At 58.8% G+C, this 18,219-nt stretch carries 17 protein-coding genes; 7 read left to right on the top strand and 10 right to left on the bottom strand.

What is annotated here, in order from left to right:
* Position 1 precedes the first annotated feature (1 nt).
* The 3 genes from J4721_RS16425 to J4721_RS16420 are packed head-to-tail and all read left to right on the top strand — an operon-like array spanning position 2 to position 2,812.
* Positions 2 to 1,324 carry a c-type cytochrome gene (locus J4721_RS16425; protein WP_211003244.1) on the top strand — a complete coding sequence of 441 codons (1,323 nt, stop codon included), beginning with the start codon at positions 2 to 4 and terminating at the stop codon, positions 1,322 to 1,324.
* 4 nt (positions 1,325 to 1,328) lie between these two features.
* On the top strand, positions 1,329 to 1,454 hold the full coding sequence (locus J4721_RS19860) for a hypothetical protein (protein WP_024096159.1): 126 nt from the start codon (positions 1,329 to 1,331) through the stop codon (positions 1,452 to 1,454).
* Positions 1,451 to 2,812: a sigma-54 dependent transcriptional regulator gene (locus tag J4721_RS16420; RefSeq protein WP_211003245.1), complete on the top strand. Its 1,362-nt coding sequence runs from the start codon at positions 1,451 to 1,453 to the stop codon at positions 2,810 to 2,812. The genes J4721_RS19860 and J4721_RS16420 overlap by 4 nt, the downstream gene beginning before the upstream one ends.
* Before the next feature lie 55 nt (positions 2,813 to 2,867).
* On the opposite strand, the gene J4721_RS16415 is transcribed toward J4721_RS16420, so the two are convergent.
* The 9 genes from J4721_RS16415 to J4721_RS16375 form a co-directional block, all read right to left on the bottom strand.
* Positions 2,868 to 4,838: a cache domain-containing protein gene (locus J4721_RS16415; protein WP_211003246.1), complete on the bottom strand. Its 1,971-nt coding sequence runs from the start codon at positions 4,836 to 4,838 to the stop codon at positions 2,868 to 2,870.
* Between the two features lie 133 nt (positions 4,839 to 4,971).
* Complete coding sequence (locus J4721_RS16410) at positions 4,972 to 5,697, bottom strand: SDR family NAD(P)-dependent oxidoreductase (RefSeq protein WP_102859159.1); 726 nt, start codon at positions 5,695 to 5,697, stop codon at positions 4,972 to 4,974.
* A complete protein-coding gene (locus J4721_RS16405) occupies positions 5,694 to 6,425 on the bottom strand; it encodes an SDR family oxidoreductase (RefSeq protein ID WP_102877157.1) in 732 nt (243 codons plus the stop codon). The genes J4721_RS16410 and J4721_RS16405 overlap by 4 nt, the downstream gene beginning before the upstream one ends.
* Before the next feature lies 1 nt (position 6,426).
* Positions 6,427 to 6,975, bottom strand: a complete 549-nt coding sequence (locus tag J4721_RS16400; protein WP_211003247.1) for a DUF3833 domain-containing protein — start codon at positions 6,973 to 6,975, stop codon at positions 6,427 to 6,429.
* Entirely contained in the window at positions 6,972 to 8,195 is a 1,224-nt protein-coding gene (locus J4721_RS16395) for an MFS transporter (RefSeq protein ID WP_102873656.1), read from the bottom strand. The genes J4721_RS16400 and J4721_RS16395 overlap by 4 nt, the downstream gene beginning before the upstream one ends.
* Positions 8,195 to 8,758, bottom strand: coding sequence for a chalcone isomerase family protein (locus J4721_RS16390; RefSeq protein WP_014875652.1), 564 nt, complete (start codon positions 8,756 to 8,758; stop codon positions 8,195 to 8,197). The genes J4721_RS16395 and J4721_RS16390 overlap by 1 nt, the downstream gene beginning before the upstream one ends.
* Positions 8,751 to 9,908: a cyclopropane-fatty-acyl-phospholipid synthase family protein gene (locus J4721_RS16385; protein ID WP_211003248.1), complete on the bottom strand. Its 1,158-nt coding sequence runs from the start codon at positions 9,906 to 9,908 to the stop codon at positions 8,751 to 8,753. Before J4721_RS16385 ends, J4721_RS16390 begins: the two co-directional genes overlap by 8 nt.
* Complete coding sequence (locus J4721_RS16380; RefSeq protein ID WP_014875650.1) at positions 9,908 to 10,660, bottom strand: DUF1365 domain-containing protein; 753 nt, start codon at positions 10,658 to 10,660, stop codon at positions 9,908 to 9,910. Before J4721_RS16380 ends, J4721_RS16385 begins: the two co-directional genes overlap by 1 nt.
* Entirely contained in the window at positions 10,657 to 11,946 is a 1,290-nt protein-coding gene (locus J4721_RS16375) for an NAD(P)/FAD-dependent oxidoreductase (RefSeq protein ID WP_211003249.1), read from the bottom strand. Before J4721_RS16375 ends, J4721_RS16380 begins: the two co-directional genes overlap by 4 nt.
* A gap of 147 nt (positions 11,947 to 12,093) precedes the next feature.
* Between J4721_RS16375 and J4721_RS16370 the strand changes: the two genes are divergently transcribed.
* Together J4721_RS16370 and J4721_RS16365 are read left to right on the top strand one after the other, a co-directional pair.
* Entirely contained in the window at positions 12,094 to 12,744 is a 651-nt protein-coding gene (locus J4721_RS16370) for a sigma-70 family RNA polymerase sigma factor (RefSeq protein WP_014875648.1), read from the top strand.
* On the top strand, positions 12,741 to 13,376 hold the full coding sequence (locus J4721_RS16365) for a ChrR family anti-sigma-E factor (RefSeq protein WP_014875647.1): 636 nt from the start codon (positions 12,741 to 12,743) through the stop codon (positions 13,374 to 13,376). Before J4721_RS16370 ends, J4721_RS16365 begins: the two co-directional genes overlap by 4 nt.
* A 109-nt stretch (positions 13,377 to 13,485) precedes the next feature.
* Here the strand turns inward: J4721_RS16365 and gap are convergent, their stop codons facing one another.
* Entirely contained in the window at positions 13,486 to 14,493 is a 1,008-nt protein-coding gene (gene gap / locus J4721_RS16360) for a type I glyceraldehyde-3-phosphate dehydrogenase (protein WP_211003250.1), read from the bottom strand.
* Positions 14,494 to 14,791: 298 nt separating this feature from the next.
* Here gap and J4721_RS16355 point away from each other — a divergent pair, with 298 nt between their 5' ends.
* Complete coding sequence (locus J4721_RS16355; RefSeq protein WP_027246341.1) at positions 14,792 to 15,769, top strand: nitrate- and nitrite sensing domain-containing protein; 978 nt, start codon at positions 14,792 to 14,794, stop codon at positions 15,767 to 15,769.
* Positions 15,770 to 16,061: 292 nt separating this feature from the next.
* Entirely contained in the window at positions 16,062 to 18,212 is a 2,151-nt protein-coding gene (locus tag J4721_RS16350) for a HAMP domain-containing methyl-accepting chemotaxis protein (protein ID WP_211003251.1), read from the top strand.
* The last annotated feature ends 7 nt before the right edge of the window (positions 18,213 to 18,219 follow it).

The following is an 18,219-nucleotide window of genomic DNA, read 5'->3' as shown; positions in this document are numbered from 1 at the left end:
CATGTCAGCACTCGCCGATGTGTCCCGCAAAACCTGCGCTATTTGCGGTGCGGCAGCGCTGTCGCTGATGGTCGTCGGTGATCACGCTGACGCAGATGAGTTCACCACATTGAAGGGGCACGGCGGGCCGGTCATGGCGCTGGCGGTTTCGCCGGAGGGGCAGGTGGCGACGGGCAGTTTCGACAATGCGATTGGCCTATGGCGTGACCGCAGCCCGCGTTGGCTGGAGGCCCACGAAGCGGCTGTTACCGCGCTTGCGTTCATGGATGCCGGGCGGTTGGTCTCCGCAGGGGATGATTTTGCGCTCTACCTCTGGCCTCAGGGCAGCAATACGGGGGAGCTGATCGGGCGGCATCTGGGCAAGATCCGGGCGCTTGCGATGACGCCGGACCGTAACACCCTTGTGTCTGGCAGCTGGGATGGGGAAATCGGCCTTTGGCCGCTTGGCGATGGCTCCGAACAGCGGATCAAGGTTGGCAGCGGCGTCAACGATGTGGCTGTCGGAGCGGACGGGGCTGTCTATGCGGCCACTATGAGTGGGCAGATCCTCGTTTACGAGGATGCCGACCGCTCGCCACGTCGGCTTGTGGATCAGGGCTTTGGCATCAACCAGCTGGTGCTGGGGCCGGATGGCGATTGGCTGGCCTATGGGGCTGTGGATGGTGCCACCCGCGTTGTTGACAGTCAGACCGGCGATCCGGTGGCGGATTTTACGCTGGAACGGCGGCCTATTTTGGCGATGGCATACCACGAAGGGACAGCACGGCTCGCCGTTGGGGACGGGCAGGGCTATATCATGATGGTAGATACGGAGACCTGGCGCATCAGCGCAGATTTTCGCGCCACCCGTGATGGGCCAGTTTGGGCACTGGAGTTTGCACCGGACGGGCAGACGGTCTGGGCCGCGGGATTGGATGATCTGGCTTATGGCTGGCCAGTCGCGCTGATGGGAGAGACTGAGGCGCAGATGGCGGGCAATCGCGGGTTCCTGAAGGATCCGGCCACGATGACCAACGGAGAGCGGCAGTTTATGCGCAAATGTTCCATCTGCCATGCGCTTGGCCCCGAAGACAGCCGCAAGGCGGGGCCAAGTCTTTACGATGTCTTTGGCCGCCCGGCGGGAACGCTGGCAGGTTACCGCTATTCAGAGGTCCTTGATGGATCTGATATAATCTGGGAAGAGGCGACGATTGATGCCCTCTTCGATCTGGGCCCGGATCACTATATTCCGGGGTCCAAAATGCCGATGCAGCGGATTACCGATCCGCAGGACCGGCGCGATTTGATTGCGTTTCTGAAACGCGCAACCAAGGTGGAGAAGTGACCAAATGAAAGCCATGTTGACGGGATTTGCCGCCATCATCGTGATTGCCGCCGGTGCGAATTTTGCGCTGGATCAGGCAGGGTTTGCCTCGCAAGAGGTGCATTCCGGACCTTCTGTTCGACTGGATTGACCGTGCTGACAACCGCACAGCCACCCCGCGACGAATATGGGGAAAACCTTGCCGGTGCGTCGATACTGGTGATCGACGACGAACCTGGCATGCGCAATTTCATGACCAAAATCCTGACCCCTCGCTGCAAACGGGTGGAGCAGGCGGCTTCGGCTGCGGAGGCTTCGAACATCTTGGATCAGGCGCATTTCGACCTGATCATCCTTGATAATATCATGCCGGGGAAAACCGGGCTTGAGTGGGTGCAGGAGCAGCATAAGGTCGGCCTGTTTGCGGACACGGTGCTGGTCACCGCCTATGCGGACCTGGAAACGGCCATTCAGGCCTTAAGGGTCGGCGTCGCGGATTTCGTGCTGAAACCGTTTCGCGCCAATCAAATCCTGAATTCCGTGGCTCGCGCGCTGGATCGCAAACATCTGCGGCGGGAAAACTATCTGCTGAAGCATGCCCTATCGGCCGAAGGCACGGCAGCGCGGGGGCGCCTGTTGGGTAAATCCCCGGCGATTCAGACCGCGCGTGACATGATCACCCGGCTGGCACCGCTGCCGACCCCGGTTCTGTTCACAGGTGCCAGCGGCACGGGCAAAGAAATCGCTGCACGTACGTTGCATTCGCTGTCGGACCGGGCGGAGAAACCCTTTGTCGCGGTGAATTGCGCTGCCATTGCCCCGGACCGGATTGCGCATGAGCTGTTCGGGGTGGTCGATGCGCAGGACCGCCGTCAGGACGGTCTGTTTCTATATGCTGATGGTGGTACGCTGTTCCTGGATGAGGTGGCGCAGATGCCAGAGCAGGTGCAGGCGGCCCTGTTGCGGGTGTTGGAGGATCAGCGCATCCGCCCGGTTGGCGCGGAGCGGGACATCCCACTGAATCTGCGGTTCCTGTTTGCCACCAACGCCGATCTGGAACAGGCGGTGGCCGAGGGACGGTTCCGGGCGGATTTGTACCACCGGATCAATGTGGTGAATATCCAGATGCCGCCATTGCGCGAGCGGGTGGAGGATATCGTCGAACTGGCAGCACTGTTCATGGAGCAGTTTTCCACCACGCTGGCGATGCCCGCGCTGGAACTCGATGCCGACACATTGCTGAAGTTCAGTCGATACGATTGGCCCGGCAATGTGCGCGAATTGCGCAATCTGATCGAACGCTCGGTCATTCTGGGCGCCTTTCCAGAGGAGTTTGCAGGCACCGGAGCGGTGACTGGTTCGGCCGCGATGGATACGCTGGATCTGGTGATGCAACGCCACATCATGCATGTTCTGGACGCCTGCGAGGGCAATAGGGCGGAGGCAGCCCGCAGGCTGGGCGTCTCGCGCAAGACGGTGGATCGCAAATGCGCAAGCTGGGGTCTTTGATCTGAGAGAGAGCGGCGGGCGATGCGCCTGCCGTTTGTGGCTTGGGGTCTTGTGCCTAGGACGTCGCCTCGACCGCGGGCAACCAGATTGAGAAAACTGCGCCGATGATTTCCTCATCTTCAACACGGTTCTCGGCCGAGATTACCCCGCCTGCGCGTTGAATCAGGGTCTGGCTGATCGACAAACCCAAACCAGTGCCTTCGCCCAGTTTGGTGGTGTAGAACGGGTTGAAGACCGAGGGCAGGTCTTTCTCCGCAATGCCTGACCCGGTATCTGCAACCTCTAGGCATGCACCGCTGACATTGTCCCGATCCATCTCGCGCAAGGTCAGCAAGAGCTGGCCGGAGCCCTCCATCGCCTGCACGGCGTTTAGGATCAGATTGATCACCACCTGTTGCAGCTCGCCGGGATCAATGCGGACCGCCGGTGTCTCGCCGAACTGTTTGGTAACGGCGATGTCCTGTTTGGTCACCACGTGGTCCACCAGCACCAAACAGTCGGATACCACCGGTGCCAGATCCAGGCGTTCCTCAAAGGTGCCGAATTCGGTCGGGCGGGCGAATTGCAACAGTTTGCCGACGATGGCGCTGATCCGCAGGATCTGATCGTCGATCAGTGCCAGTTCCGTTTCCACCTCCTCTGTCGCCGACCCCAGTGTCATCCGCATCACATCGACGTTACCCTGAATGACCGCAATCGGGTTGTTGATCTCATGGGCGACACCGGCAGTGATCTCCCCAATTGAGGCGAGCTTTTCGCTCATCACCAGTTGCTTATAGGTGGCTTCCAGTTTTTCATTGGCGGCGCGCAGTTCCGCAGTGCGCTGGTCAACGCGGGCGTTCAGCTCACCCGCCCAGTCGCGCAGTTTTTGATCGCGGTCCTGTACCTGGTCCAGCAGACTATCAAGATGGGCCGCGACCTGACCGATTTCATCGCGCCGCCCCACATTTCCATTGCGCGCGGCCAAATCGCCACGCTCCACACGGGCCATGGTGTGGCTCATCTGCTCCAGCGGCGCAAAGATCCCTTTGGCCAGCCATAAAAACAGCGGCGCCGAGAGTAGCAGAACCGATAGGAAAGACAGAACAACGGTCCAATACGCGGAGACTTTGGCCGCGGCAAACGGCGCCTCAAGGAAGCCCACATAAAGCATGCCGACCCGTTTTCCGAAACTGTCGGTCAGTGGCAGATAGCCGGAGATATACCAGTCGTTCACAACAAAGGCGCGATCGAGCCATGTCTGCCCGTCACCAAGAACAGCATCCCGTACGGCTTGCGAAACGCGGGTTCCAAGGGCGCGCACATCCTCGAAGAGACGGACATTGGTGGAAATACGGGTGTCGTCCAGAAACAGCGTGGCGGTGCCCTTGCGGCTGATCCGGTGACTGTCGCCGAGATAAACCAAGGCGTTGATCGTATCGATGAAATCCAGATCCCGGTTCAGTAGCCTGCCGGCCACCAGCACGCCTTCGCTGCCGGGGGTCGTCACCGGGGCGGCAGAATGGATCACCATGCCGCGATCTTCGGCGGGGCGGGTGGTGGGCGCGGCAGCTTCGGTTTCGATCAGCGGAATGCGGGCGCGGTTGCGGAGGTCGGCAGAGATCACATCAAGATCTGCGGCAGCGAAGATGTCGATTTCCGAGGCCAGATCCCCTTGGGCGGCGCGGCTGATGACCGGCCAGCGGCGGGCATCACGGTCAATGTTGCGCATCGGCAGGTAGTAGAGGAAATCGAGCCTGAGCGCCTGTCTGCGTTGATCCAGAAACCTCAGCTGATCCTGTAGCGGCGCGCGCAGGACCTTGGCAAATTGGGTCGAACTGGCGATGGCCGCCAGATCATCGCCGCTGTTTGCCTGTAGCTGCCGCAGGTATTGGTCAGCGATTTTCAGGTCGCTTTCCACGTTGACGATCAGGACGTTGTCATAGTCAGCGTTCCACCTGGCCATCGCCACGACCAGAAGCAGCGGCATCACCACGCTGAGCGGCAGGAGCGCGAGCAGAAGGAGGCGAAGCCGAACAGATTTCAAGGTGGCGATTTCCTGTGGACAGCAGGCACATCGGGATGCGGGCAAGCCATGGTGTGCGGGATCGCCCAACTGTCGCATGATGCGGATCGGCTGGGCAAGTCCGGACAGGGTGATCCTGTCCGCCCGGCACCTATCAGGCCGGGATTTCCTTGCCCGCCCAGTCAAATACCCGTCCGCTGTCACCGGGGGACAGGCCGTCGATGACCTTGGCCAGATATGCTGCGGATTGGGCCGGCTCGAACAAAGCACTCTCAGAGACGTTTTTGGAGAAGGGACCCGAAAGCGGTGTTCGCACCGTGCCGGGGTGCAGCCCGACGCAGATCATCTGGTCATTGCTGCGCGCTGTCTCGATCGCGTAGTTGCGGATAAGCATATTCAGCGCCGCTTTTGATGCGCGATAGGCATGCCAGCCGCCAAGGCCATTGTCGCTGATCGATCCGACCCGCGCTGACAGCGCTGCAAAGACCGCACGCCCTTTGCGTGGCATGATCGGCAATAGGTGTTTGGCAACGCTGGCGGGGGCGAAAGTATTTATTTCAAATACTTTCCGGAAGGCCTCGGCATCCTGCTGGCGGTAGCTTTTTTCAGGCCTGAGACCCGTCTCATCGGAGAGCACCCCGGTTGCGACAAGCACAAGATCCGGTGCAATCCCCCGGCTACGCAGAGCGCCGGCCAGCTCGGTAACCTGTGCTTCGTCGGTGATGTCCACCTGATGAGTGTCGATTTCGGGGCGCGATGGCAATGCGCTACGGGCCACTGCGGTCAGGCTGGCGGGGGAGCGCGCCGCGTAGTGATCCACCAATGCCGATCCGATACCGCCGGAGGCGCCAATAATAACGATATGCTGTGGCGCGCTCATTTACCGGCCCCCATCAGGCGCAGGAACAGCTTTCGCGGCAGATGCTTGCCGATGGTAAACACCCAGGCAAATGGTGCCGGAAAACTGGTGCTGAAGCTCCCGTTTTTCATTGCTTTTATGCAGGCCTCTGCCGCTTCTTCCGGGGTCTGGATCATGGGCATGTTGAAGTCGTTTTTTTCGGTCAGCCGGGTCTTGATGAAACCGGGGTTGATCACCTGAACCTTTATCGGGGTCTGGAACAGATCCGCCTGGAGGTTTTCCGCCATATGCATAACGGCGGATTTGGAAGCGCCATAACCGGTGGCGCCGGGAAGGCCCGTATGACCGGCGAGAGAGCCGATCAGCACAATATGCCCCTCGTTGGCAGCAACCATCTGAGGCACCACACGGCCGACCACACGAATGGCCCCCATGAAATTCACGTCACAGATCAGTTCAACCTTGTCGGCATCCCACTCTTGCGCGGGCATCGGATCGTAGGCGCCCGCGCAATAGAGGACGCCATGCACCTTGCCGATCAGGGCAGCAGCCTCACGGATGGCGTCACTATCGGTCACATCCAGTGGCAGAGCGGTGGCATTGGGCAGCTCCCCCGCGAGGTCCTGCAATCGTTCCTCGCTGCGGGCCGAGAGCATAAGCCGCGCTCCGGCTGCATCCAGCTTTTGGGCAATGGCGCGGCCCAACCCTTCACTGGCGCCGATGATCCACCATGTCTGTCCTGCAAACATCTTAGGTTCCTTTCGGACGGATGGTGGCCACCAGCTCAGCGACCTTGATGCCGAACTTGCGCATTTCAGAGCGGTTCATGATGGTGCCGTTCTCCATCAGATACATCCAGTCGGTGACGTTGAGCACGTGACCACCCGCACTCTCGGGGAGGCGGATGCGATAGGTCAGACGCACGGTTGCGCCGCTCTGCTGGCCCTCGCCGGTGCCGATGATGTCATCTGCGGTCGCGGTGAACGCCCCGTTTTCACCCATGGTGAGAAACCACTTGCGTTGCTGCGTGCCGCTGCTGGCATAGGAGAAATCCTCGCTCAACGTGCCGGTGTTGCCGTCCCAGGCTCCGTTCATTGTGGCGACAAAACGTGAGACCACGCGGCCCATTGGGCCATAGATCATGCCTTCGGAGATCATTTCGCCGCTCAGATGTGTGCGAATGTCGAAGTCGGGACCGGTGCCGGCGTAGTGCTGGGGGCGTTGGCTGCGAAACCCGAAACCGGGCCGGAGCAGTGCAAGCAGCAGCACCAGGATGATCGCTACAAGCAGGAATTTCATGGCGCGGTGACCTTTCTTGGGAGTCGGAGGACCATCGCGATGGCGATGAGTTTGATACAGCAGGGAATGATGGCGTAGGCCCATGTCAGGGTCTGGAGCGCGGCGATGCTGTTCTGGCCGCCGGGGGTGAAGCCGCTGAGTTGCAGCATCGGCAGGAGCAGAACTGCCGCCGCAGCAAGCGCCAGTTTGGCGGTGAAGGACCAGAGCCCAAAGGCCTGTCCTGCCTGCAACCCGGCCCGTGCCAACATGCGCGAGAACAGCACCGGCAGGATCACCATATCCGCGCCAAGCGCCGCACCAGATCCGACACAGATCATGGCAAACCCGAGCGCGGCACCAGCAGGCAGAAACGCTGCGGAAACAAACGATAGTATCGCCAATATCATCGCCGGAAACAGCACATTGCGCGCCCCAAATCGGTCTGTGGCTCGCGTCCATAATGGTACCGAAAATCCGGCAGCGAGGAAGAACAACACCAGAAAGGGACCAGCCATATCGGCCAGCGCCAGCTTATCCTCGACAAAGAACAGAAACAGCGTTGAGGTCATGGCAACGGGCAGGCTGTTGACCAGAGCCAGGGCGAGAAGGCGAAACCCACCAGCCTCACGCAGGGCTGGGATCGACAGAGGCTGCTCCGGCCGCGGTGTGGCGGTCCATAGACCGCGGGTCAGCCACCAAACTGCAATGCAAAGTCCGGCAAGCAGGCCGCCAAAGGCGGGGTAACCGGCCTGACTGGCGCCTAGCGCACCCAACAGGCTGGGGGCAAGGGCAGCGAGAATGATCCCGGCCAATGTGCCACCCTCGCGAAATCCGGCAAGGCGGATCAGCGCCTCCGGGCTGCCGGCGAGCGCAGTGCTTTGTCCATAGAACAGCACGGTGCCCAAGCTGTAGGCTGTGAACAGCAATACCAGTGCAATCACGAGCCAAGGCAAGACGCCCCCTGCAGCTGGGCGATACGTGTAGAGCAGGAGGAACCCCATAGCCATCCCAAAGGCCGCAAGCGCAGCAAAAGTCGCCCGCTCCTGCGGCCAGCGGTCGGTGATCCAGCCCAGCAATGGATCCTGCACGAAATCAAGCACCCGTATCCCTGCCAGTACTGCCGCCAGGGTGGCCAGGCTCACCCCCAGTTCCGCCGTCGCAAAACGCGGCAGATGGATGTAGAGTGGCAGGCCGGCGGCGGCCAGCATCATGGCAAACAGGGAAATACGGGTGGCTTGCATCAGTTGCCTCTGAGCTGACTGGACAGGCGCGCGGACCGGCTGTTGGGAGACAGCCAGATATTCAGAAACCGTTTGCGGGCCTCTGCATGGCGCACATCACAGGTCTGCCGTCCATTCAGGTAAAGTGCCACTTGGTTCGGGTCGCGTGTTGTGGCGACAAAACTGTCCCCGGCTGCCACATCGCGAAAGCAGCGTTCCAGCTTTGCAAGCAACCGGTCCTGATCCGCACGCGGTCCCTCCAGCCGGGTCAACTCTGCGGCAGTCGCCTTGGTCAGCTGCATACGCGTGAACCCGCGCCGATAGCTGAGCTTCAGCGCCATAGGTGTTTGCCAATCAAAGCGCTCTTGACCCTCAGCAAACAGGCTGGCGTCATAAAGCGGCAGACCGAACCAGCGGAAGGTCACCTCACCCAGTTTAATTGGGGATTTGAGGCCGGTATCCGCCGTTGCAGGGGTGCTGAGACTGCTCAGGAGCACAGCCAGTCCCAGTGCGAAAGACACCATGGCTGAGCGATGACTTGTCCAGAGGCTCTTGGTGTCGTGGGGCTGGCCTGGATCAGGCATGGGCCAGCTCCACCTGTACGACGTCGGTTTGCCCGACCTCAAAGGAGGCGGCACAGGTTTCCAGATAATACCGCCAGTTGCGCAGGAAGGCGTCGCCATAGCCCAGTGCCTGGATTTTTGCCGTCATTGCTGCAAGCCGCGCTGCCCACTCGCGGCAGGTGCGGGCGTAATCCTGACCGAAGGCAAAGTTATCCGTGACTTTCAGCCCGGCGGTGCGCGCCTGATGTGAAATAACCGCGTCGGACAGCAACATGCCACCGGGGAAGGTGTATTGGCGAATATAGTCCGAGGATTGCCGATAGATATCGAAATAGCTGTCCTGCACCGTGATCGCCTGCACCACGGCACGTCCATCATCCGCGAGGCGGTTTTTCAGGGTTGCAAAATAGCTGGGCCAGTACCGCTCGCCCACGGCTTCGACCATTTCGATTGAGACGATATTGTCGAATTTGCCTTCCGATTTGCGATAGTCGCAGAGCCGGATGTCGGCCCGTCCGTCCAGCCGTGCATCAGCATAGCCGAACTGGCTGGGAGAGATCGTCAGGCCGGTGACATGGCGGCCCTGTTCAGCTGCGCGATCGGCGAATCCACCCCAGCCGCAGCCAACTTCCAACACCCGGTCGCCAGCGCTCAGACGACTGAGGACCCGATCATATTTGCGGGTCTGGGCGCGGGCCAGATCATTGTCGCCGGGGGCAAACAGCGCCGATGAATAGGTCATGCTTTCGTCCAGCCACAGCTGGTAGAATTCATTGCCGACATCATAATGTGCCTTGATGTTGCGCGACGCGCCCTTGACCGAATTGGCGCGCAGCATCCGGTCCACCATCCGGTATTTTAGGCCCGCCCAGAAGCTGGGGTAGGCATAATCAGTGAGATGATCGAGGTTCAGCAACGCCACCTTAATCACGTCTTCGATGCTGGGCGTATCCCAGAGCCCAGAAACATAGGCCTCGCCGAGGCCGATATCCCCGCGGGCAGCCATTGCGGTGATCGCGCTCCAGTCGTGCAGCTGAATTTCTGCATGCGGGGCACCGGCGCCGAAATCATGTACATCCCCTTCGGGCGTATGCAGGTGAAGGCTGCCCTTGCGGATGCGGGCGCAGCTGTCGAGAAAGTCGTGTTTCACACGTTTGGTAAGAAAAATCATCAGCTGACCTCATGTTCCGGTGGGGTAGGGCGGGGGCGATAGTTTGCGCCCTTAAGTTTCAGTTTCAGCGCCTGCCAATAGATCAGCGCAACCGTGCGCAGGGTTCCGGCAGGGCGGCGCAGGCTGGCACCCAGCACGGCGGTGTTGCTCAACGGCTGGCGGGCGCCGGTCAGGGTGGCAATGACCCCCTGGTCACCATTCTTGTGATCGATGCGGATTGCGATCCGCCGTGGCCCTATGTCGAAATTGAACCAGTAGTCGCCCGCGATCTGCTGAAAGGGAGAGACGTGGAAGATTTTCTTGGCCTGAAGCTTGTCCGACGGGGCAATCGCGGTGAATTCGGGTTTGTGACAGACATAGCTGTGTCTGTCGCCGAAGGTATTGCTGACCTCCGCGATCACCGCGTGCAGGGCGGTACCACGAAAGGCGAGCCAAAAACTGACGGGGTTGAAGATGTGACCCAGATAGCTTGGTTGCGTCAGCAGTCGGATGGTGATCCCGTCCATCTTCAGGCCAGCGTCGGCAAAGACCTGTTCCGCCCAGGGCAGCCCGGCCCCCCGACGTGGCGCGCCGCCGTGATTGCGATCATGGACCGCAAGCAGGTTGAAGCGATTGCGCGAGAACAACAGCGGGCCGTTTTCGGCGCGCGGATCAATCAGCACGTAGTCCACGCCATAGCGGAAGCTGTTGGCGATAGCGCCATAGCGGGCATGTGTGGTCTGCCCGGCGATATGGTCGGGCCACTGTGTCATCCCACCACCCTGGTGCGCGCATCAATCCCCCGCGCGACGCGCACGGCGCTGGCAAAACCATCTTCGTGGAAACCGTGGCGCATGTAGGCGCCTGCAAACCAAGTGTTATTCTGGCCTTGGATGTCTGCGATCTGGCTCTGCGCGCGCAGGGCAGCCGTATCAAAAACCGGGTGACGGAAGGTTTTCTGATCGTAGATCAGATCGCTTTGCACGTCTTTCACCGGGTTCAGGGAGACGAAAAGCGGATCGTTTTCATCGATGTTCTGCAGCCGGTTCATCCAGTAGGTGACCCCGATGGCTGCCCGGTCATCTCGGGTGTCGGCCTTGTAGACCCAGGACGACCAGCAGGCGCGGCGGCGTGGCATTTGAGCGCTGTCATGATGCAGGATCATTTCATTATCCTGATAGCGCATAACCCCCAGCGTTGCCTGTTCAGCGCGCGTTGGCTGGCTGAGCAGGCGCAGGCTGTCGTCCGAATGGCAGGCCATTACCACCTGATCAAAATTCTCGCTGGTGCCATCGGGCAGATGGATGCACACGCCCTCTGCAGTTCGCTCGACACTGCGCACCGGAGTGCCCGGACGCAATTGACAGCCCATCTGTTCCAGTCGGCTGGTCAGACGGCGCACATATTCGATGCTGCCACCTTTGACCGTCCACCACTGGTGTTGACCTGAGGCACTGAGCAAGGCGTGATTGCGGAAAAACCGCACCAGAGACTGGGCTGGAAAGCCACGGATTTCATCAGGAGGGGTTGACCAGATCGCGCCGCAAATAGGCATCAGATAATAGCGCTGGAACCAATCGCCCAATTTCAGATCATTGACCAACTCACCGATGGTGACGCTGTCGCTCTTGGCGACCTGTTCGGCATTGGCGTTGAAGCGCAGAATGTCTCTGACCATGCGGAAAAATGCAGGCCGCGCGATGTTTCGACGCTGACCCAGCAGCGCCCCAAGATCTCGCAGCCCGTATTCCACGCGTCCGTCCCCGATGCTGGCACCGAAGCTCATATCGCTTTTGACAACGGGGACCTCCAAATCGCGAAACATCGACGTCAGATGCGGGTAATTCACATAGTTGAAGACGATGAAACCAGTATCGACCGGCTGATCCCCATTGCGCCCCGCCATCACTGTTCGGGCATGACCACCCAGCCGCGGGGCGGCCTCATACAGGGTTACATTATGCGTCTTTGCCAGCAGCCACGCTGTTGCCAGCCCGGAAATCCCGCCCCCTACGACGGCGATACGCTCGCGAGCGGATGATAATGCGTCAAAGGACATGCTGTCTCCATCTGTGATTTCAAGTTGTTACGCGGCTTCTGCCCGAGCGGATCAAAAAAGGTGACAGCTGATTTTGGTGAATTGGGAAAATACGAAAAAAATTTAGCCCAGAGTGATCCATTGCCGGAAAACGCGCGTAATGCATACATGTTGACCACGCTGAGCGATCCACCTCTTGCAGCCCCTGCGCCGCCCGTTACGGTAGACCGTGACACAAGTGCATTGTGCGAAAGGAAAAAAGTGGAACGGGAGAGCCTGTCTGATCAGACGATCTGGATGCTGGCCGTGCGTGATAGTCGCTGCAAGGTGGCGTTTGGGCGGCTGTTCGACTACTTCGCGCCGCGGCTCAAGGGGGTGATTTGCCGATCCGGCATGCCGCCCAGTCAGGCCGAAGAAGTGGTGCAAGACGTCATGCTGACCGTGTGGCGTAAATCGGCGATGTTCGATCCGGAGCGGGCGCAGGTGTCGGCCTGGATTTATCAGATCGCCCGCAACAGGCAGATCGACGTGATCCGCAAGGAGCGGCGACCGATCCCGGAAGAGCTGAAGCTTCCGGAAGATACACAGGAAGATGCAGCCCAGATTCTGGCGCTGGATCAGGAGACATCAAAGCTGCGTGCCGCGCTGGCCCGGCTGAAACCTGCTCAACGTGAGATGGTCGAAAAGGCCTACCTCGGCGAGCTGACCCATGCAGATATCCGGGAGCAAACCGGGTTGCCGCTGGGAACAATCAAATCCCGCATCCGCCTCGGACTTGAGCGGTTGCGTCATGAGTTGAAGGAACAAGGACTATCATGACCGGCGTACGCCATCATATCCCTGACCCGTTGTTGGTGGCTTACGCTTCCGGCAACCTGCCCTATGCCTATTCTCTGGTGGTGGCGACCCATCTGTCGATGTGTGACAGTTGCCGCACCCGGTTGACTGCGCATCAGGCTGTCGGCGGCTCCGTATTGGAAGCCTGCGGCACGCGGGATCTTTCGACTGATCTGCGGGATCGCGTGTTCGCCGAGTTGGATGAGCCCTATGAAGAGACGCCGCAATTTGGCCGCTCCGGTATTTTTCCGGCACCGGTAATGCAGGCGCTTGGCGGCTTGCCGCCAAAGTGGAAATCCCTTGGTATGGGAGTGCGCCAATCCATCCTGAGCCATGACGACGGTGGCAGTGTAAGGCTGTTGTACATCCCGTCGGGGCAGGCGGTGCCGGACCATGGCCACAATGGGCTTGAGTTGACATTGGTGCTGCAGGGCGCGTTTCGCGATGAAACAGGGCGGTTCGGCGTCGGCGATCTGGAGGTTGCCGACGATGATCTGGAACACACGCCGATCGCCGAGGAGGGTGAGACCTGCATTTGCCTGGCCGCAACCGACGCCGCGCTGCGGTTCCGGTCGCTGGTACCGCGCCTGCTGCAACCGATCTTCCGTATCTGAACACATCACAGGACGCATCCGGCCAAGGTCGGCAGCATCATCCGATTATGAGAAAGGGCTGCCCTGAGGCAGCCCTTTTTTACATAGTCATAGATGGCAGTTCTGGCGTTCAGCCATTCATTACCTTGCCCATGTGGCGGCCAGTGTCGACCATCCGGTTGGAGAACCCCCATTCATTGTCATACCAGCTGACAACTCGCACCAGCCCTTCGGCTGTGACAGCGGTCTGCGGCGCGGCAAAGCAGGAGGAATGTGGGTCGTGGTTGAAATCGATGGAGACCAAGGGATCAGTCTCATAGGACAGGATACCTGCCAGAGCCCCCTCGGAGGCCGCCTTCATTGCGTCGTTGATTGTGTCTACGGTCGCAGCTTTCTCAGGAATGAAGCTGAGGTCCACCACGGATACATTTGGTGTCGGCACGCGGATCGCCGATCCCTCAAGACGGCCTTTGAGATGCGGGAGCACTTCTGAGATCGCCCGCGCCGCGCCGGTTGAGGTGGGGATCATCGACAAGGCAGCCGCACGAGCCCGGTAGAGATCCTTGTGGCTGGTATCATGGGTCGGCTGATCACCGGTATAGGCGTGAATGGTGGTCATATACCCGGTTTTGATGCCGAAGGTGTCATCCAGAACCTTCGCAACAGGCGCCAGACAATTGGTCGTACAGGAGGCGTTGGAGACGATCACGTCGTCCTTGGTCAGATCATCATGGTTGACACCAAATACCACGGTACGGTCAACATCCTTGCCCGGTGCAGAGATCAGTACCCGCTTGGAACCATTCTTCAGATGTTTGGCGGCGGTATCACGGCTGGTGAACAGGCCGGTGCATTCATACGCAATATCAACGTCTTGCCAGGGCAGTTCTTCTGGATTGCGGATCGCGGTCAGGCGGATGCTGTGGTTGCCCACATGCATGGTGTCGCCATCCACCTTCACGGATGCGCGCAGGCGGCCATGCACACTGTCGTATTTCAACAGGTGCGCCAGAGTCTCAGCCGGAGACAGATCATTGATGGCCACAACCGAGATATCGTCGGTGTTGCTCTCCAGCAAGGCGCGCAAAACGCCACGGCCAATGCGTCCAAATCCGTTGATAGCAATTTTCAGGGTCATATGTGCAACTCCGGTGATGATGTGGGTGCAGCCCTCGACGGGCGCGCCCGGTGGTCTGACAGTTGCGGCATCGTTATCGCTAACAGTGGCAAAAATCAAGTCCGTTCGATACGCAAGCTTCAGGTGTCAAATTCTCTGAGTGGCGGGGCGGTGGTATGGTCCGGTTCACTGCTCGCACCGCTTAGCTATCTCTGATGACCTTACATCGTCGGGCGATTAAATGCATGACTTCTTTGGTGATTTAATATTAATTGATACACGCTATAATTGTTATTTGCTCTGGTCAAAGGGAGCCTCCATGCCGCTTCGAATTGTTGTGCTGTTTGTTGTCGCACCACTGTTTTTACTGGTGGGGTATTTCGCCTACAGCGAGATCGCCAAGCAAAGAGCGCTGCATATGCGATCTGGACATACGGCGCAGACCGCCCGTGAAGACAGTGCGATCAGTGACATGATCCATGAGTTGCAAAGGGAGCGGGGATTTTCGGTCGGATATGTGTCATCTGATGGGCTGACCTTTCCAGATGAGTTGACCCAACAGCGCGACCGGACAGACCAGACAATTGCATCGGCATTATCTGGTATCGACCTTATCGCGGTAGATCATCGGGAGGAATTTGATCGCGTCGTCGCGTGTTTGCAGACCTTGACGCATGTGAGGCAGCGTATCGATGGATGGGATGAAAACGGGCAGCGCATAATTGAGGAGGTTATCAACTCCTATACGCGCCTTATCGACCCACTGCTGGCGCTTGCTCAGGCAAGTACGGGATCTGACAGATCTACAGAATATCACGCGCTGCGGCAGGCTCGTTTTTTGATCAGTTCAGCAAAGGAAAAGGCAGGGTTGGAGCGGGCCACGGGTGCGGCAGGTGTCGTCATGGTGTATTCACTTTCGATGCAGGAAGAGCTGACGTCTTTGAGGCGTGAACAGCTTGCCACCCTGAGCGAGGTCGACGCGATCAAAGGCAGCTCAGCCTGGCTGCCGACACTGCAGAGAACAAGACAATATGTGGCGTTGGACGACCTGCATGAGATCATTCTGTCAGCCGATGCCACTACTGACTCTCTCCCTTTCACACGCACACAATGGTTTGCTGCTTCGACGGCCTGGATTGACCTCCTGCGACAGGAAGAGGCTGCTGTCACAGCCGAACTTGTTTTCCTTGCCAGTCAGCTTGAGCAGGAAACGGCATCTCAGCTGACGGAACTCATCTGGTTCTCGGTCTTTGCCGCTTTTACCGCCGCAGCTTTCGTGGTGGTGGCGCTAAAGTAGACGTTTCCTGATCTTCGGCGGCGATTGGTCCCGTCCCATGTGTCTTAAGCACACTGCGCATCGCAGACGTCCTTAACAGTCCCAAAGACAGAGCGGTTTGATATCGGAACCGACTATTCGGCAGAGCATCGGTCGCCGGGTCAAAGAGCGGTATGTGATCGGAAATCACTCAATCTGCCCGCATAGCGCACTTCTGTGCGCAGCTTTAGGAGATGTTTAGGACATCTAGGCTACCGCTGGGGCAGCATATTTTTTGATTCATTCACGATGGCGTTAAGAAAAAGGGTATAAAATGCTTAGATCGATATCTATTTCAAACCGAATTAACGCGGGATTTGCCGCACTTACAGTGCTACTCGTTGCATTGGCGGGCTTGTCGCTGGTGGTGGTCCGGGATTTGGGCGAAAGCTATCTGCAGTACCGGGCGACCGCCAAGCAGAGCATTGCGACCAGTGATTTTGTCGAAGACCTGTTTCAGGCACGGATCGCGGCGCTTAAATATCGCGCGACCCGCAGCGAGGAAAGCTCTGAGGAGGTGCAATCTAACATCTCTGAAATCATCAGGGATGGAAATGACCTTACCGTCTTCAGTGAAAATGCGGCCTATTCCCGAGATATCGAAGCCGCGGTGCAATCATCACAGCAGTATTTGGCTTATTTCGAAGATCTACGTGCTGCCGTCGCCCGCGAGGAAGCTCTGGAGCACAGGGCTTTGGAACTCGGAAAATCGGCGCGCAAGAACCTTACAGAGCTCAGCATTACCGCGAACAAAAGCCATGAAGGCGATCTTCAGTACCTGACGTCTCGTGCTCAGGAAAACCTGTTGCTCAGCCGGATCTACGTCGAAAAATACTTCCTTTCGAGAGACAGCGCCCATTTCGAGGAGGCAAACGCCTATATCACTGCCGCGATAGATAGTCTGCCGCGCGTTGTGGTGTTGTCCAGCACTCAGGAAGAGAAAGATCTGGCAGAGTCAGCGAGTGAGGAAATTGCGCTGTTCCAGGAGCAACTTGCGGAGATTCAGGTGGCAATCACCCAGGTCGATGAGATCAGTGCGCGGTATCTGGATAAGATCGGCCCTGAGATGCAAAACAGCTTTGAGCGGCTCGCTGAATCCATTGTTGCAACGCAAAATGAACTTGGCCCCAATGGCCAGGCAATTGTCGACCGGATGTTCGTGTTGGTGCCCGTCGTTGGCTTGTTGTGCACGGTTATTGCTGTCCTCTTGTCGGTGACAGTCGGACGCTGGATTGTTGTGCCCCTTCGTCAGGCCATCAAGACAACCAACCGCCTTGCTCAGGGTAAAACAGACGTGGATATTGTCGGTGCGGAGCAGCGCCATGAACTTGGCCAACTGGCACAGGCGTTGGTGGTATTCCGTCAAGCACACCTTGATCGGGATCGTATTGCGCAAGAGCGCGAAAACCGCGCCCGGGAAGAGCAGGCTGATGTCGTTAACGCCCTGAGTGAGGGGCTCGAACTGCTGGCCGACGGCACGCTTTCCGCGCGGATCAATGAAACCTTCCCTGAGGAATACGATGCACTGAGGGTGAATTTCAACGCGGCTATGGAGAAGCTGCAGGCGGCTATTCAGTCAGTGGTATCCAGCACTGAGAGTATTCGATCCGGTGCATCTGAAATCAACCAGTCGTCTAGTGAGCTGTCGATGCGGACCGAAACGCAGGCTGCGACGCTGGCACAGACGGCGGCCGCGCTCGCCACTCTGACTGATACCGTGCAATCCACCGCGTCAGGTGCCGAAAAGGCGAATGCCTATGCCAGCGAGACCAAACGAAGCGCCGAAGAAAGCGGAGAGGTGCTGGAACAAACGATCTCGGCGATGGCTGAAATTCGTGAATCGTCAGAGAAGATTTCTCAAATTATCAGCGTCATCAATGATATCGCCTTCCAGACCAATCTGCTGGCACTGAATGCCGGCGTTGAGGCCGCGCGGGCAGGCGAAGCGGGGCGCGGGTTTGCGGTTGTGGCCTCAGAGGTAAGAGCGCTGGCACAGCGGGCCTCGTCTGCGTCGGATGAGATCGAAGGGTTGATTTCCAACAGCTCTCAACATGTTCAGGACGGCGTGTCCTTGGTTGAAAAAACTTTTGGCTCCCTGAAACAGATGATTGAGAAGATCACCAGTGTGAACGGTCTGGTGGAAGAAATTGCAGGGGCGACGAAAGAACAGTCGACCGGGATTTCTGAAATCAACACGGCGATCACCCAACTGGATGGCGTCACGCAGCAGAACGCAGCCATGGTTGAAGAGACCACCGCGGCCGCTCAGATGCTGGACACGGATGCCAATACGCTCAATGGCCTGACTGCGGTTTTCTCGCTCACAGATGGGGCCGCCGCACGGTTCCGTCGCAAGGATGAAGCGGAGGGAGACAAGGGCAGCATCTTCGCATTCCCCGAGGGAAATCTGGCAAGCGCGGGGTAAGACCGCC

The organism is Phaeobacter sp. HS011, assembly GCF_018101215.1.
Classification (GTDB): domain Bacteria; phylum Pseudomonadota; class Alphaproteobacteria; order Rhodobacterales; family Rhodobacteraceae; genus Phaeobacter; species Phaeobacter inhibens.
Note: the sequence above shows the minus strand (reverse complement) of the source record. Positions and strands in the feature narration are given on the sequence as shown.